The sequence below is a fragment of the Asaia bogorensis genome, from assembly GCF_900465345.1.
GTDB classification, from domain to species: Bacteria; Pseudomonadota; Alphaproteobacteria; order Acetobacterales; family Acetobacteraceae; genus Asaia; species Asaia bogorensis_A.
Genome location: NZ_UEGO01000010.1, coordinates 170,841 through 185,820, shown reverse-complemented (window position 1 = coordinate 185,820; position 14,980 = coordinate 170,841). Strand labels below are relative to the sequence as shown.

General features: G+C 60.4%; 16 protein-coding genes. 5 read left to right on the top strand and 11 right to left on the bottom strand.

Features of this window, described 5'->3' with window-relative positions; all coding sequences use genetic code 11:
- Positions 1 to 61: 61 nt before the first annotated feature.
- The 4 genes from ED655_RS04530 to fzlA form a co-directional block, all read right to left on the bottom strand.
- Complete coding sequence (locus ED655_RS04530; RefSeq protein WP_122049163.1) at positions 62 to 307, bottom strand: hypothetical protein; 246 nt, start codon at positions 305 to 307, stop codon at positions 62 to 64.
- Positions 308 to 391: 84 nt separating this feature from the next.
- Positions 392 to 928 carry a type 1 glutamine amidotransferase domain-containing protein gene (locus ED655_RS04525; RefSeq protein WP_122049162.1) on the bottom strand — a complete coding sequence of 179 codons (537 nt, stop codon included), beginning with the start codon at positions 926 to 928 and terminating at the stop codon, positions 392 to 394.
- 99 nt (positions 929 to 1,027) lie between these two features.
- Complete coding sequence (locus ED655_RS04520) at positions 1,028 to 2,206, bottom strand: BaiN/RdsA family NAD(P)/FAD-dependent oxidoreductase (RefSeq protein WP_122049161.1); 1,179 nt, start codon at positions 2,204 to 2,206, stop codon at positions 1,028 to 1,030.
- Between the two features lie 17 nt (positions 2,207 to 2,223).
- Positions 2,224 to 2,892, bottom strand: coding sequence for an FtsZ-binding protein FzlA (fzlA, locus tag ED655_RS04515; protein WP_023979024.1), 669 nt, complete (start codon positions 2,890 to 2,892; stop codon positions 2,224 to 2,226).
- 120 nt (positions 2,893 to 3,012) lie between these two features.
- Between fzlA and minC the strand changes: the two genes are divergently transcribed.
- The 4 genes from minC (at position 3,013) to ED655_RS04495 (ending at position 5,355) form a co-directional block, all read left to right on the top strand.
- Positions 3,013 to 3,762, top strand: a complete 750-nt coding sequence (gene minC, locus ED655_RS04510) for a septum site-determining protein MinC (RefSeq protein ID WP_240993500.1) — start codon at positions 3,013 to 3,015, stop codon at positions 3,760 to 3,762.
- 111 nt (positions 3,763 to 3,873) lie between these two features.
- The gene (minD, locus tag ED655_RS04505; protein WP_122049160.1) at positions 3,874 to 4,689 is read left to right on the top strand and encodes a septum site-determining protein MinD; all 816 of its coding nucleotides are present in this window, start codon (positions 3,874 to 3,876) and stop codon (positions 4,687 to 4,689) included.
- Positions 4,686 to 4,958 (top strand): cell division topological specificity factor MinE, encoded by a 273-nt coding sequence (minE, locus tag ED655_RS04500; protein ID WP_122049159.1) that lies wholly within the window; start codon positions 4,686 to 4,688, stop codon positions 4,956 to 4,958. Before minD ends, minE begins: the two co-directional genes overlap by 4 nt.
- 34 nt (positions 4,959 to 4,992) lie before the next feature.
- A complete protein-coding gene (locus ED655_RS04495; RefSeq protein WP_122049158.1) occupies positions 4,993 to 5,355 on the top strand; it encodes a YidB family protein in 363 nt (120 codons plus the stop codon).
- 91 nt (positions 5,356 to 5,446) lie between these two features.
- Here ED655_RS04495 and ED655_RS04490 read toward each other — a convergent pair whose 3' ends face one another.
- Entirely contained in the window at positions 5,447 to 6,625 is a 1,179-nt protein-coding gene (locus ED655_RS04490; RefSeq protein ID WP_122049157.1) for an SMP-30/gluconolactonase/LRE family protein, read from the bottom strand.
- Between the two features lie 247 nt (positions 6,626 to 6,872).
- On the opposite strand from ED655_RS04490, the gene ED655_RS04485 reads away from it, so the two are divergent.
- A complete protein-coding gene (locus ED655_RS04485) occupies positions 6,873 to 9,179 on the top strand; it encodes a TonB-dependent receptor (protein ID WP_240993499.1) in 2,307 nt (768 codons plus the stop codon).
- A gap of 98 nt (positions 9,180 to 9,277) precedes the next feature.
- On the opposite strand, the gene ED655_RS04480 is transcribed toward ED655_RS04485, so the two are convergent.
- The 6 genes from ED655_RS04480 to ED655_RS04455 all read right to left on the bottom strand — a co-directional run bounded on the left by ED655_RS04480 (position 9,278) and on the right by ED655_RS04455 (position 14,977).
- Positions 9,278 to 10,231: an ABC transporter ATP-binding protein gene (locus ED655_RS04480; RefSeq protein ID WP_122049156.1), complete on the bottom strand. Its 954-nt coding sequence runs from the start codon at positions 10,229 to 10,231 to the stop codon at positions 9,278 to 9,280.
- Entirely contained in the window at positions 10,228 to 11,229 is a 1,002-nt protein-coding gene (locus ED655_RS04475; protein ID WP_122049155.1) for an ABC transporter ATP-binding protein, read from the bottom strand. Before ED655_RS04475 ends, ED655_RS04480 begins: the two co-directional genes overlap by 4 nt.
- Positions 11,219 to 12,199, bottom strand: a complete 981-nt coding sequence (locus ED655_RS04470; RefSeq protein ID WP_122049154.1) for an ABC transporter permease — start codon at positions 12,197 to 12,199, stop codon at positions 11,219 to 11,221. Before ED655_RS04470 ends, ED655_RS04475 begins: the two co-directional genes overlap by 11 nt.
- On the bottom strand, positions 12,196 to 13,158 hold the full coding sequence (locus ED655_RS04465; RefSeq protein ID WP_122049153.1) for an ABC transporter permease: 963 nt from the start codon (positions 13,156 to 13,158) through the stop codon (positions 12,196 to 12,198). Before ED655_RS04465 ends, ED655_RS04470 begins: the two co-directional genes overlap by 4 nt.
- A gap of 151 nt (positions 13,159 to 13,309) precedes the next feature.
- Positions 13,310 to 14,320: a DNA polymerase III subunit delta gene (holA, locus tag ED655_RS04460; protein ID WP_122049152.1), complete on the bottom strand. Its 1,011-nt coding sequence runs from the start codon at positions 14,318 to 14,320 to the stop codon at positions 13,310 to 13,312.
- Between the two features lie 6 nt (positions 14,321 to 14,326).
- Positions 14,327 to 14,977, bottom strand: a complete 651-nt coding sequence (locus ED655_RS04455) for an LPS assembly lipoprotein LptE (RefSeq protein ID WP_122049151.1) — start codon at positions 14,975 to 14,977, stop codon at positions 14,327 to 14,329.
- Positions 14,978 to 14,980 lie beyond the last annotated feature (3 nt).

Sequence of the window (14,980 nt, the reverse complement as noted above, 5' to 3'; positions counted from 1 at the left end):
TTACAACAGAGACAGAGCCCCCCTGATGCAGATTACCAGCAGGGACGCCCTTCAGTTGTGATCAGTGGATATTGCCGTAGGAGGCAGCACCAATACCCGGGCAGGAACACGGGTTACCAAGCGGCACCTGTGTCGGCATCTTGCAGGTATAGATGCCTGCCTTACAGGTATAGCCGTAGCCAACGACCTGCGTACCCGGCGGCGTAGGACCGGGTGCCGCCGTTCCCTCACAGGCGGCAAGCATGAGCAATCCGGCAAGGCCGCCTAGAACACGGGCAGAACGTCTGGAGTTTGTCGGGTTTGTCATGGTTTACACCTTTCTTGTTTGCTCGCGGCTCCGAAGGTCGCCGGTTTTCTCATTGGTCAGAACGACGCAGAAACAAGGCAGTTTTCAGGCGGATTTGTCACGATATTGCGCCACCAGCGCCTCGCAGAATGCCGGAAGATCGTCGGGATTGCGCGATGTGACCAGATTGGCATCGACCACAACCTCGCGATCCACCCAGTTTGCCCCGGCATTGAGCAGATCCGTCTGGAGTGACGGCCACGATGTCAGGGTGCGGCCTTTGACGCCACCCGCCTCAATCAGGGTCCATGCACCGTGGCAGATGCTCGCAATTGGCTTTCCCTGAGCAACGAACCCGCGCAGGAACGCAATTGCGGCCTCGTTGATACGCAGCGCGTCGGGATTCGTTGTCCCGCCAGGGAGAAGGATGCCAGCGAACTCCATATCGGCAGCTTCGCCGATGGTCGCGCCAACCTCGATGGTCGAGGCCGGGTGCACGTCGCCCTTCATGGACTGGATAGTGCCTTTCTCCGGGGCGACGACCAGCGTCCTGAAGCCATTTGCCTCAAGAGCCTGGCGTGGCTGGACAAGCTCACATTCCTCGACGCCATGTGTGGCGAGGATGGCAATGCATGGATTCATGAGATCATCTCCTGATACGACGCGCCCACAGCCCGGCATTGAGCCCTGTCAGCGCATGATGTTCTGCCATGACGCTGCACAGGCTCGAGGGTTCGCTATTCAGCGCCTTGCGGCAATCGCCCGTCCGGCGGCCACGCCACTCGACCACGCCCACTGGAAATTATAGCCGCCAAGCCAGCCGGTCACATCCACCGCTTCGCCAATTGCGAAGAGACCCGGCACATCGCGAGCCTCCATGGTCTTGGACGACAGTGCGCGCGTATCGATCCCACCCTTCATGACCTCGGCCTTGGCGTAACCCTCTGTACCCGACAACCGGGGGCGCCAGGACGCAATCCGGGCAGCCAGCTCGGCAATGCGTTTGTCTGGCAGGTTTGCAAGGGTGCAGGTCACATCCGCGAGGCTGATCCCCGCAATATGACGCGCCAGACGTTGCGGCAGGTCCGCCAGCAGCGAGGCAGGCTCGGCGCGAGGTCGTGCCTTCTTGATGGCACCCAAAGCCTCGCAAGCATCCTTGCCGGGCATCATGTCGATCAGCGGCGCATCGAGCGGACCGTCCTGATAGGAGGAGATCTGCAATATCGCCGGGCCGGAAAGACCTCGATGGGTGAACACCATCCCATCCGTGAAGCCGGTTTTGCCAAGGCTTGCGCGCACAGGCAACGACACGCCGGCAAGATCAGGCAGCGGTGTTTCCAGCGTGAGAGGCACGAGGCCGGGCACAGTCGGCACAACATCCAGCCCGAACTGCCGTGCAAGACGCAGCGATAGATCGGTCGCACCAAGCTTGGGGATGGAAAGCCCCCCTGTCGCCAGTACCAGATTGCGGCCTTCGATCTCACCCCGGTCTGTCCTGACGATAAAAGTCTCGCCTTTGGTGACCGCCTGGATGCGCGTGTCGAGATAGAGCGCGCAGCCCTCGGCCTCGCGCAGGAGCAGTGTCACGATGTCACGGGCCGACTCGGCACAGAATAGCTGACCTTCCGCCTTCTCCTGCCAGCCAATCCCGTGGCGCTCGACCAAGGCCAGAAAATCACGCGGTGTGTAGCCTGCCAGAGCGGAGCGCATGAAATGACGATTGGCAGAGAGAAAGTTCTCGGCGCGCGCATCGAGATTGGTGAAATTGCAGCGCCCACCCCCTGAAATCAGGATCTTGCGGCCGGGCTCGGACGCATGGTCGAGAATAGCCACCGACGCCCCACCCTTGCGGGCCGCCGCCGCCGCCATGAGGCCGGCAGCGCCGGCGCCGAGAACGACCGCATCAAACACATTGCTCATCTGATACCCTGCGTCGCTCAGAAATCGAGATCGGCATAATGCGCGGGCGGATTGAATCCGTTGACCCGGTCATTGAGCAGGGAACGAAAGCTGGGGCGTGATTTCATGCGTGCATACCAGTCCTTGGCCGCAGGCGCCTTCGACCAGTCGATATCCCCTATATAATCGAGGCAGGACAGATGCGCCGCCGCCGCAAAATCGGCCATCGAGAGCATGTTACCTGCCAGCCAGGCGCGTGTTTCGGCCAGCCACCCGATATAATCGAGATGAAAGCGCATATTGGCATAGCCCGCGCGCAGCGCTGTTCCGTCCGGATTGCCGCGCCCGGCCAGACGCTTGTCGACCTTTTCACCCAGAAGATTGCGCGAGACTTCATGGCCGAACTTGCCCTCGAACCATGCCATGAGGCGACGGACCTCGACGCGCTCTGCCAGGGTGCGCCCCATGAGCGGCGTGTCGGGGTAAGCCTCCTCCAGATACTCGCAGATCACCCATGCATTGGGGATGGAAAGGCCGTTCTCCTCCACCAGAAGCGGGACATCGCCCGCCGGGTTCAGGGCGAGATATTCAGGACGGTTTTCCCAGACCTTTTCGGTCTTGGGTTCATAGGGTAACCGTTTCTCGGCAAGAACGAGCCTGACCTGACGGCTTTGCGGCGAGAGCGGCAGATGATACAAAATGCGCATGCAGTATTCTTACGCATCTGCCATGCCGTGAAGCAAGAGAGCTGCAGCGTTCCTTTGCGCCATTTTCTGCCCCATTTTCGATCCTGATCCCTCAGGGTCTCCCCAGAGCGTCCCCCGATCATGACAGACCAGATAACCCGCGCTGAAACCGACCTTGCCGCCGCTGCCGCACCCATGCGCATTCGGGCGCGTGGCCGCTCTTTTCTCGCCCTTGTCCTGTCACCTGAGGCGCCGCTTGCCGACTGGCTTCAAGGGCTGGACAACCAGATCGCCCGCTCTGTCAGCTTCTTTGCCGGTCGCCCGGTCATCCTCGATCTCGGTCTGCTCGCCCCCGAAACGGAAGGACTGGGCGACCTGCAACAGGCTTTGCAGGATCGCGGGATACATATGATCGGTATCGAGGGCGCCGATCGCAGCTGGGAGCAGCTTGGGCACTGGGTCTGGCCTGCCACGCTTGAAGGCGGCAGGGCCAGCGGCGCGGTCGAATTCCCCGAAGCCGAGAGCGATACCCCTCCCACTGCCATGGCCCCGGTCCAGCGTGCCGAAAGCCTTATCATCGACCGCGCCATCCGTTCCGGCCAGAGCATCATGCATCTGGATGGCGACATCGTGATTATCGGCTCTGTGGCCTCGGGTGCTGAACTCATTGCCGGGGGCTCCATCCATGTTTATGGGGCGCTGCGGGGCAGAGCCATCGCCGGTGTGGGCGGCCAGCCCGGCGCACGCATCCTTGCCAGCCGTATGCAGGCAGAGCTGCTGGCGATCGACGGATTCTACATGATTGCCGAGGAAATCGACCCGGGTCTGTACGATCAGTCAGCTCAGGCCATGCTGTGCGAGGATCGCGTAAGTGTTACCCGTCTGGGCTGACGGGAACTATTTGCGATCTGGCGATTGCAGCGCGAACCTATTCCTCAGTAGTATCGAGTCTGGTCGCCTGACGAATGCGCGGCCGTTTCATGGAAGTTTGGTGGAGCGCACATGGCTAAGGTGCTGGTAGTCACATCCGGTAAGGGCGGGGTTGGCAAGACGACCACGACAGCAGCACTGGGTGCCGCACTGGCCCAGTCGGGTCAGAATGTGGTGGTGATCGATTTCGATGTCGGTCTGCGAAATCTCGATCTCGTCATGGGGGCCGAGCGTCGCGTCGTTTTCGACTTCATCAATGTGGTACAGGGCGATGCCAAGCTCTCGCAGGCGCTGATACGTGACAAGCGTGTCGAGACCCTCTCCATTCTTCCGGCATCGCAAACACGCGACAAGGATGCCCTGACCTCGGAAGGGGTTGCCAAGGTCATTGAAGAGCTCCGCGAGAAATTCGACTGGATTATCTGCGATAGCCCGGCCGGCATCGAGCGCGGCGCCCAGATGGCCATGTATCATGCTGATATCGCAGTCGTTGTGACAAATCCCGAAGTTAGCTCCGTCCGTGACAGTGACCGTATCATCGGTATGCTGGACAGCACGACTGAAAAGGCCAAGAACGGCGAGAAGGTCGAGAAGCACCTGCTGATGACGCGCTACGATCCGTCGCGTGCGGCCAAGGGCGAGATGCTGAACACCGAAGACGTGCTCGAAATCCTCTCTATCCCGCTCCTGGGTATCATTCCGGAGAGTGAAGAGGTCCTGCGTGCTTCCAACGTTGGTGCGCCTGTAACCTTGTCGAACCCGGAATCCGCTCCGTCTCGGGCTTATTTCGCCGCGGCAAGGCGCCTGCAGGGTGAGAAAATCGAAATCCAGATCCCGCTCGAACGCAAAGGCCTGCTCGAGTGGCTGTTCAAGAAGAGGGTCGCATGAGCCTGTTCGGACTGTTCACCAAGCGCAATACAGGCGCTGTCGCGCGCGACCGACTGCAAATCCTGCTGGCGCATGAGCGCTCTGGAAGTGGCAACTCTGAACTGATCAGTCAGTTACATCGCGAGATCCTCGAAGTGATCAAACGTCACGTGGCGGTTGATCAGGACAAGGTTCAGGTCAAGCTCGATGGCGGACATGACGGATGTTCCGTGCTCGAAATCGATATCGAGATGCCGCAAATCGACAAGGAAACACGACGCTCAGCCTGATTTTCTGGCGGGGCACGAAGTCTGGAGAGAAGGTTTGAGTGGTTTTTTTGGATCAATGATCAATTCCGCCCTTGGGTCCGTGGGCGACAAGCTCAAGGAAAAGCTGGGCGGCAGCATTGGCGAATATCTCACCAGCGAACAGGGTATCCAGACACTGGTGGAGCAGGCTCGCAAGGCCGGCCTTGAGGACAAGGTACGTTCGTGGATCGGTTCGGGTGAAAACCTCCCCATCTCTGCTGACGAACTGCGCGCTCTTTTGACAGATGAACAGATCCAGATGCTCGTTTCCAAAACGGGCCTACCGGCAGGGGCGCTCCTTCCTGCCCTCGCCCAGTTCATTCCCGGTGTGGTCGATCATCACACTAGCGAGCAGGATCAGCCCCCGGCCGCTGGCTGAAGCCTGACAACTCTACTTTTCAGCGCGTCTGCATACCGGCCGGATCATCACATGTTCCGGCCGTCGTCCTTTCTGCATCATCAGACATTACTCAACCCGCCTCCCCTGGCATCGCATTGAGCGGCGCTGACGCCTCAACCGGGAAGCGGATCAGCAGATAGGGCGGCTCGCGTCGGTTATGGCCGTCATTGAATAACGGCAGGCGATTCCACTGCCCCAATGTGCAGTAGATCCAGTCACGCGTAGCACAGATGCCATCAGGTGACAGGATACGGGCATCCCTGACAGCCATCGCAAACGACCCGTCAGGATCACGGCGCAGGATGCAATCATGCTCGTAATTCGTGGTGTAGAGCCGGCCATGCTGATCGAAACATAGGCCATCGGCTGTGCCCTTTTCGCCCTCATCCCGTATCTGGGCAGCCAAGGCCTCATCCGACAGGCTTTGATCGGCCAGTATGCGCGTCGGTATGCTGTAAAGGCGCCGGCTTGTCAGCGGTGCGTAATACAGGCGGGATTCGTCAGGCAGCAAGGCAATACCATCCGCCCCCCCTGACACCATCTGGGGATGATGCGGCACGTAGCGTCTGGGCTCTCCTTCCACAATTGCCATGAACCCCGGTACGGCCTGGGTCGAAACATGATGCGCCAGAACCCGCTTGGTCTGGCCAGTGGCAATATCTGCAACAAGCATGGCAGGCTCATCGCCGAATGAGGAATCCGTCACGAAAACGGTTCCCTTGGCACCGACCGACAGGGCAACGCGCAGATCATTCATATGACTGTTCGGCAGCATGACCGGGGATTTGAGCAGGATCTTGTGCGTGACGCGGTTGCTAACCGGGTCGATGCAAATAATCTTGGCGGCGCCCTCAGGAATGTCGTGGCCCGCGAGCTTGCCATCATCGATCACCCATAGCCGCCCGGCAGAATCATGGGCGATGCCATGGACAGACATCAGGCGATCTGCCGGGGCCCTGTCGGATGGGAGGCTGAGCTCGGCTGACGGATAGGGCACCACCACGCCCCCCTTGACTTCACCCAGTGTGGCACCGGCATGGTTATCGGCGTGACGCGGAAAGCTGACAAACATGCGGCCATCGGGCAGCACCGCAACGCCAGATGGCCCCGGCCCGACAAACTTGGCGACAATGTCGAACTCACCGCTCGAACTCGTCCCGTCATCAGCATTGCCTGAGGCGAGGGCCGGACCAGCCACCCCCAGCAGCGGTGCAACGGAAGCAGCAGAAAGAAAGGACCGGCGTTTCATGGCGGGATTCACCTCGATCAGGACGGGACGACCTGCTTGAAACGCTATGCGACCGATGCGGCTTCGTCCTTAAAATGCTTTTCATGAGGGAGGTTGAATCCCCCCTTGGGCTACCTCCTCACCTGTCGCCAATTTGTCACAGTTCGCAACAGAGCCAGTGGACAGAGATTAAGAAAGAGTTGTTATGTTATATCATACAGAATAGGAACGAAGGCGATTTGTTCCGCCTTCAACCTGTTGGGTAGTCATGATGTCATCCCGATCCCTGTGGTCGTCCAGCCTGTTCCTGTCATGCTCGGTTCTGGCGCTCACCACGCCCGTTCATGCGCAGACTGCAGTGCCCTCCTCAACCACGACGACCCCGGTTGTGACGCCCGTGACAACCCAGTCTGGCACGCCAACGAGCGACCAGGCGTCCAGAACCTCCTTTGACAGCACAGGTGATACAGCTTCGCAGGGCGTGAACGCCCAGAAGGAAGAGCACATCATCGTCAATGCGCGCCTCGATGAAATCCGCTCCTCTCTCCAATCCTCCACGGGTGCGACAACCTATCGCTTCACCCGACGTGATATCGAGAATAACCCGGGCGGCGATAATGCGCCGCTCAACACACTGCTTCTTCAGGCACCCGGCGTCGCGCAGGACAGCTTTGGTCAGATTCACGTGCGCGGCGATCACAACGAGGTTCAGTTCCGCCTCGATGGCGTCCAGCTTCCTGAAGGGCTGAGCGTTTTCGGTCAGGCGTTGATGACTCGCTTTGCCCATTCCGCCTCGCTCACCACCGGCGCGCTGCCCAGCGAATATGGTTTTCTGCAAGCCGGTGTGATCGACATCACCACCAAGAACGGCAGCGCCGATCCGGGTGGCGATGCCTCGATCTATGGTGGTGCGCGCGATTATTTCTTCCCGTCGTTGCAATATGGTGGCCATGCCGGGAAGTGGGATTTCTTTGCAACCGGTGACTTCGTTCATAACCGGGTCGGTGTTGAAAACCCGACATCGAGCTTCAACCCGATTCACGATCTGAGCAACCAGTATCATGCGCTCGGTCATCTGCGTTACACGGCTGATGCGAATACCCGTATCAGCCTCACCGGAGGGGTGTCGAACGCTCAGTACCAGCTGCCCAACAACCCCGGTCAGCAACGCCAGTTTGCCAATCCGAGCTTCCTGGATTCAGCGCTGTCACAACAGGTTTATGGCAGCGTGGACAGTGCCAGTCTGAACGAGCGCCAGAAGGAGATCACCGATTTCGGCATCCTCTCGCTTCAGAAGGACATGGGCAAGGTCAGCCTGCAGAGTTCGGTCATCACGCGCTACTCGTCGCTCGGCTACTCGCCCGATCCGCTGGGTGATCTGGTCTATAACGGAATCAGCCAGCACGCGGCGCGTTCGGTCTTCTCGACGGGCTCCCAAACCGATGTCACATGGCATGCCAACCGACAGCATACGGTGCGCTTCGGTTATCAGGTCTATGTCGAGCGCAACAGCTCCAAGACGGATTCCATCGTCTATCAGCAGACGGGCGCCGAGGATGACGGCACGCCAATCTATGATGGCACGACCACCAATGTGCACGATGGCAGCGGCCGCACTGGCTGGATGTACGGGCTTTACGCTCAGGATGAGTGGCGCCCGGTGCGTGATCTGACCATCAATTACGGTCTGCGCTTCGACGGTGTCGATGAGTACACGCACTCGAAACAGGTCAGCCCGCGCATCAATATCGTGTGGCGGGCATGGCGGGGTGGCGTGGTTCATGCCGGATATTCGCGCTATTTCACCCCCCCGCCCTTCGAACTCGTCGCCAATACCTCGCTCAGCAAATATGTCGGCACATCCAACGAGCCGCAGACCTTGCAGAACAATACGGTCAAGGCGGAGCGCGACCACTACTTCGATGCTGGCGTAACGCAGTCCATCCTGCCCGGCTGGCACGCTTCTTTCGATGCCTATGTGAAGCTCGCCAAAAACATGATCGATGAAGGTCAGTTTGGCGCACCGATCATCCTCTCGGCGTTCAATTATCGTCGCGGGCAGGTGAATGGCTACGAGCTCTCGACGAATTACGAGCATGGCCCGCTCTCGCTCTACGGCAACGCGGCCTGGTCGCGGGCGATCGGCAAGGACATCACCACCGCCCAGTGGACGATGGACCCTGATGATCTTGCCTATGTCCAGAATCGCTGGATCCATCTCGATCATGACCAGCGCTGGACGGCGTCCGCAGGGGGGAGCTATTCCTTCTTCTACCACACGGGCCACCCCACCCGTGTTTCGGCCTCGATGGTCTATGGTAGCGGCCTACGTGCCGATGGTGTGGTGCCCAATGGCCGCTCTGTCCCGATCTATGCCACGTTCAACCTCTCGCTCGTCCAGTCCTTCAAGGATCTGTTCCGCGTGCCCTTCCTCAAGCGCACTGAACTGCGTCTCGATGTGCTGAACCTGTTCGACAAGAGCTACCAGATCCGCGACGGATCAGGCATCGGCGTTGGGGCGCCCCAATATGGCCTGCGTCGCACCATCCTGACCGGTATTTCGCAGAGGTTCTGAGCCCCAGGCCCTTGCCTGCCAGAACGGGCAAGGGTCGGGACATCAGTCTCGCCCTGCCAAGGGTAGGCCGCTCCCGGTGCGCCGAGCCTATCTAGCAATCAGCTGGCGGGGTTGCCATCATGCAGAAGTGGGAAATGGCACGCCGCACTGCGCCCTGCGCCGTAATCCGTAAGGATCGGCCGCTCAATTGCACAACGGGCCCGGGCAATCGGGCAGCGCGTGTGGAAGCGACAGCCCGGTGGCGGGGAAAGAGGACTTGGCACATCGCCCTGCAAGGGCGCCGCCAGCGGTTTGCCCGGTTGAGGCACGGCCTCTACCAGCGCCCTTGTATAGGGATGGAGCGGTCGCGAGAGCAGGGCGAGCGTCTCTCCTTCTTCGACAATCGCGCCCACATACATCACCGCCACGCGGTCCGAAATCTGTCTCACCACCGCCAGATCATGCGAGATGAACAGACAGGCCAGACCCATCTCGGCCTGGAGCTGGCGCAGCAGATTGACAATCTGCGCCTGTACGGAAACGTCCAGCGCCGAGACGGGCTCGTCCGCGACGATGACCTGCGGTGAGAGCGCAATGGCGCGGGCAATGTTCAGCCTCTGCCGCTGCCCGCCAGAGAGCGCACCGGGATAACGGGATAGATAATCCGCCGACAGCCCCACGCGTTCAAGGAGTGCCGTCAAGGTGGCTCTGGACCACTCACGCCGATGGATGCGAAACGGCTCTGCCAACGTATTACCGATTGTCCAACGCGGATTGAAGGACGATCCAGAGTCCTGAAAAACCATCTGCAGATGGCTGCGCAGATCGCGCAGGGCGCGTCTCCCCATTTGCGCCATATCCTGTCCGTCGAACAGGATCTCTCCCTTGTCAGGACGATCGAACCCCATCATGAGACGGCCCAGTGTGGATTTGCCGCAACCCGACTCACCGACGAGGGCAAGGCTCTCTCCACGCTTCAGAGCGAGCGAGATGCCATCGACGGCCCGGAGTGTCCTACCTCGCCCAAGCTGATAGGTCCTGGCGACATCCTGCGCTTTAAGCAGTTCCGTCATTCGTAGAGCACGCAAGCCACCTCATGGCGCTCCTCTTTCTGCGCCTTGGCTGAGGCGGTTGTCATCGTGCCGAACAAGCCATCGATGACGGGACGCATCGCCGGGCGCACTTCACAAGGCTGCGTGAGATGGGGGCAGCGCGGCGCGAAAACGCACCCGCTGGGGCGTGTCTGTGGCGAGGGAGGAGCACCCGCGATCACGGGCAATCTGTCAGGGCGTGGTCCTTCGAGCGGTGGTATGGCCTGCAACAGGGCCTGCGTATAGGGATGGCGCGGGGCTGAGAGAACAGCCGCCACCGGACCGGTCTCGATGACGACCCCGGCATAAAGAACGGCGACATGCGTGCAGCTTTGCGCCACCACCCCCATGTCATGGGTGATCAGCATGACGCTCGCCTCACGTGCACCGATCTCACGCAGCAACGCCAGAATCTGCGCTTGAACCGTGACATCGAGCGCCGTCGTCGGTTCATCAGCGATCAGCAGATCCGGCTCACAGGACACAGCCATCGCAATCATGGCGCGCTGGCGCAGCCCGCCAGACAGTTCATGCGGAAAACGCAAAGCGGTTTGCGCGGGAGACGGCACGCCCATACGCCCGAGCAGTGTCACCACACGCTCATTCGCCTCGCGTTTCGATACAAGCTGGTGCAGCCTGATCTGCTCGGCAATCTGGGCACCGATACGCCGAACCGGCAGAAAAGCCGTCATCGGATCCTGAAAGATCATAGCGGCCCGTCTGCCGCGAAAATGCTGCCACGCCCTCTCGGTCTGGGATTGCAGATCCTGCCCGTCGAAAATCAGCTCGCCGGACAGGATGCCGGGAGGCTGCAGCCCAAGCACGCTCAACCCGGTCAGGCTTTTCCCCGAGCCTGATTCGCCCACGACCCCAAGGATCTGCCCACGTTGCAGCGAGAGGGTCACGCCATCGAGCAGATAACCGGCTCTGGGGTGTTTCAGCCGCAGGTTGCGCAGGGACAAAAGCGGCTCAGTGCCCATTTTTCCCTCCCCCGATGCGCGGGTCGAGCAGGCGATACAGCCCGTCGATCAGGGCGTTGGCAACCACCACGAAAAATGCCGCATAGAGCACGGTTGCCATGATAAGCGGCAGATCCAGTGTGCTCAGGCCCTGATAGGTCAGATGCCCGACACCGGGCAGCGCAAACACGACTTCCGTCAGCAGGGCACCGCCCCCGAGCAACTGGGCGAAATCGAGGCCGAACAATGAGAGCGCGCTCAGACCGGAAAGGCGCAAGGCGTGGAAGAACCAGAGGCGCCACGGCCCTGCCCCTTTCGCACGTGCTGTGCGCAGCGCGTCTTCCTGCATGGCCGAAAGCAGGTCCGAGCGTAGAACCCGACTGTAAAGGCCGATGAAAGCAACAGCGAGCGTCAGCGCCGGGAGGATCAGACATTTCGTCCACCCGAGAACGCTTGTGGAGAGTGGCACATAGCCCAGTGGCGGCACCCAACGGAACAGCCAGGTGTCATGCAACCGGCTCTGACTCACCAGATTGACCATCTCGCCCAGCCAGAAAACCGGGATGGACAAACCAACCATAGCCAGCACAGAAAGGAGACGGTCCAGGGCACCGCCCTGAAACGCCGCACCCATCATGCCAAACACCAGCGCGCCGCTCACCCAGAACAGCGCCGCCCAGAGCACAAGCGAAAGCGTGACAGGTGCAGCAGCAAACACCTCCGAAACCACATTCTGCCCGTGATTGACGTAGGACGTCAGGTTTCGCGAGATGAACAGATGATCCATCATTGTGAGATAACGGACAGGTAGCGAGCGATCGAAGCCATAGGCATGGCGAACACGTTCGATCACCTCCGGGCTCGCGCCGCGCCCCGCAATACGGGCTGAGGGGTCTGACCCCGGCGTTGCAAAGAACACGGCAAAGACGAGTACCGAAATGCCGAACAGCACGAGCAGCATCTGGCCTAGGCGGGAGAGAAAGCCCCTCATCTGCCGCCCCGCTTGCGCAACGCCGTCTGCGCAGCGTCACCCAGCGTGTTGAGGGCCAGAACAGTCACGATGATGGCCAATCCCGGCGCGATGGCAACGACCGGGCGGCTATAAATCAATCCCTCGCCATCATGAATCAGGCTCCCCCACGAAGCGGCAGGTGCCTGCACACCGAGGCTGAGAAAAGACAGCGCGGACTCCGCAAGGAGGCAAAGCGCCATAATAAGCGGTGCCAGCACAAAGACGGTTTCCGCCAGCAGAGGCAGGATTTCGCGCAGAATGATACGCAGGGACGACGCCCCCAGCCCACGCGCGGCCAGAACGAAGCCAGCATTTTGCAGGCTTTTCGTCCGGGCCCGGATAGGCCGCGCCGCATAGGGCACGTAGATGAGCGCGATAATCAGAATGGGCAGAAGCAGTGAGTCCGCCCGCAAGTGGAGCGGGCCAAAGGAGAGGTCATGGCCAATTGTCACCACGCTGAGGCTGATGGCGAACAGATAAACCGGCACTGCCCAGAGAATATCGAGCCCGCGCGACAGGACCAGATCGACCCACCCCCCACAATATCCGGCTGCCAGACCACAGAACGTCGCAGCAATCAGGCACAGACAGGCGGCTGAAAAAGCGATGACCAGCGAGGATCGCGCCCCGTAAAGCAGTCTCGCAGCAATGTCGCGCCCCTGTGAATCGGCCCCAAGGGCATAAGGCCCCCAGCGCCATGACGGGCCAATGGGAGAGAGGCCCAGATGGAGCGGGTTGTCATTGGCCTGCATGATATCCTGCGCATGGCCGTTGCGCATGACGGTGCCGGCCAGATTGGAAGCCATTGCATCGACCCCAACCACTCGCGCATAGAGCGGCGCGGCGACCGCGCCAAGCACCAGAAGAAACAAGGCACCCATCGCCAGCAACACCGCGATATTCCCGTGCCAAAGGGCTGAGCCTCTCGTGTTTTTCATTGGCTGTGCAAGCGCGCATGCGGCGGCGGAATGACCTGCCCTGCGAGAGCCATCGACGGGTTGGCCGGCAACGCGCCGATCACCATAATCGCTTCTGGGTCGCAGGTCGAAATCCTCATCACACCGATCGTGGCAAAACGACGCGATGATTTCAACGCTGGAATGATCTCGGTCCGAGACAAAGCTGGGCAATCAGACGACGTGACAGCGCCAGATCAGGGCTGCCCGTCTGCTTGCAGGCCAGCTCGAAACCCTGCACGGCATCGCAGGCTCTCCTGAGACCTGTGCGATCCCAGCGCTCAAGGGCTTTCGTGAAGCTCTCGGTTTTCTTGAAAAACACCGGGGGGCGAAGCATTTTCATGGCTTCCTGACGCGACTTGCCCTCATCCATCCAGTCCAGCACCCGCAGCAACCGGTTCATGAGCGACAGACAGGCACGCGCCAGAGCAATGGGAGACAAACCATCGGCAAGCGCACGCTCCAGCGCAATGTCAGCAATGGCTCGATCACCAGCCATCGCAGCACTTGTCGCATCATCCAGCGTAGCACTGGCAGAATCACCGATACATTCCTGACAGTCATCGAGCGTCAGACGGCCACCTTCCCCGGCAAAAAGAACGAGCTTCTCGACTTCGCTTCGTATGGCTGCCCGGTCGGCTCCCATGACGGAAGAAAGCCAGAACAGGGCGTCACGGTCGATCGTGACTGAGGCTTCACGAAAGAGATCCGCCAGTGAGGCGATGAGGGTCTTGCCCTCCTCCGGATAGCAACCGATGGCGGCAATTGAGGCATGGGCTTCAAGCGAGGTTCGCAGCTTGGCGCGTGAGGCAAGCCCCGGTGCTTCGATGACCAGAACCGTATCGCTGTCGATCGCAAGCGCCGCCATGACTCTGGGCAACACCGCGTCCTGTGCATCGCGCACCCATATGGCACGACGCCCCCCGATCAGTGAAAGCGCGCCCATCTCCTCTTCGAGGCGGCCATGCTGCTCCTGATCGAGCACTGCGACACGGAACGGGTCATCCAGAGACTCTGCCACCAGCTTGACGCACTGGGCGGCCCGCTCGCGTATCAGGCCGAGATCATCACCATAGAGCAGGACCCCGCGCCACTTGCCAATTTCAGCGAGTGTGCGGGAAGTCGAGCGGGCATCGATCTTCATGCGCGATCAGTTATCCGTACTGTTGAGATCCGTACGCCCCGTTGCCGCAGCCGGGAAGCCATCAGGGCCTGCCTTCTCGTAAGGCTGGCCATTCTGGGTCGGCATGGCGTTCGGATCGAAATAGGAAGGCAGATCCGCTGCATTATTACGCGATGGCTTGATCTGGGTCTTGAACCAGATGGCAATCTGCTGACGGATTGATCCCGCGAGGGTCTGGGCGATACGGGCCCGCACAGTCTCGTCATTCAGGGTCTGGGCGAGATACTGCTCGAAGGTCGCATTGAAACCATCGAGTTCATTCACGTCGCCCTCAGCCAGAAATCTCGGAGAGGGTTCGACAGTATAAAGACGCCAATGCGCTGTCCCCAGTTCGCGATAACGGCCCGCAGTATTATCGCTATGAATATCGATGACCGAAGCATTGACGCCGTAGCTTACATTGAGCGTGTACCCGTCTGGTGCCTTGGTGCTGCCACTGCCCAGCTGCTCCTGAAGTGCAAGCCGCAACTCCTGCCCCTGGCGCTCGGGTATGTTCGAGACATAGATACGCTGCAGCTCGTGCATCACGCGGGCGCCGCCATCTCCGTTGCTTCCATAAAGCGGCTGGAACCCGCAACCGCTCAGAGCCAGAGAAGCAAGCAGGATAAGACGACGCATCGG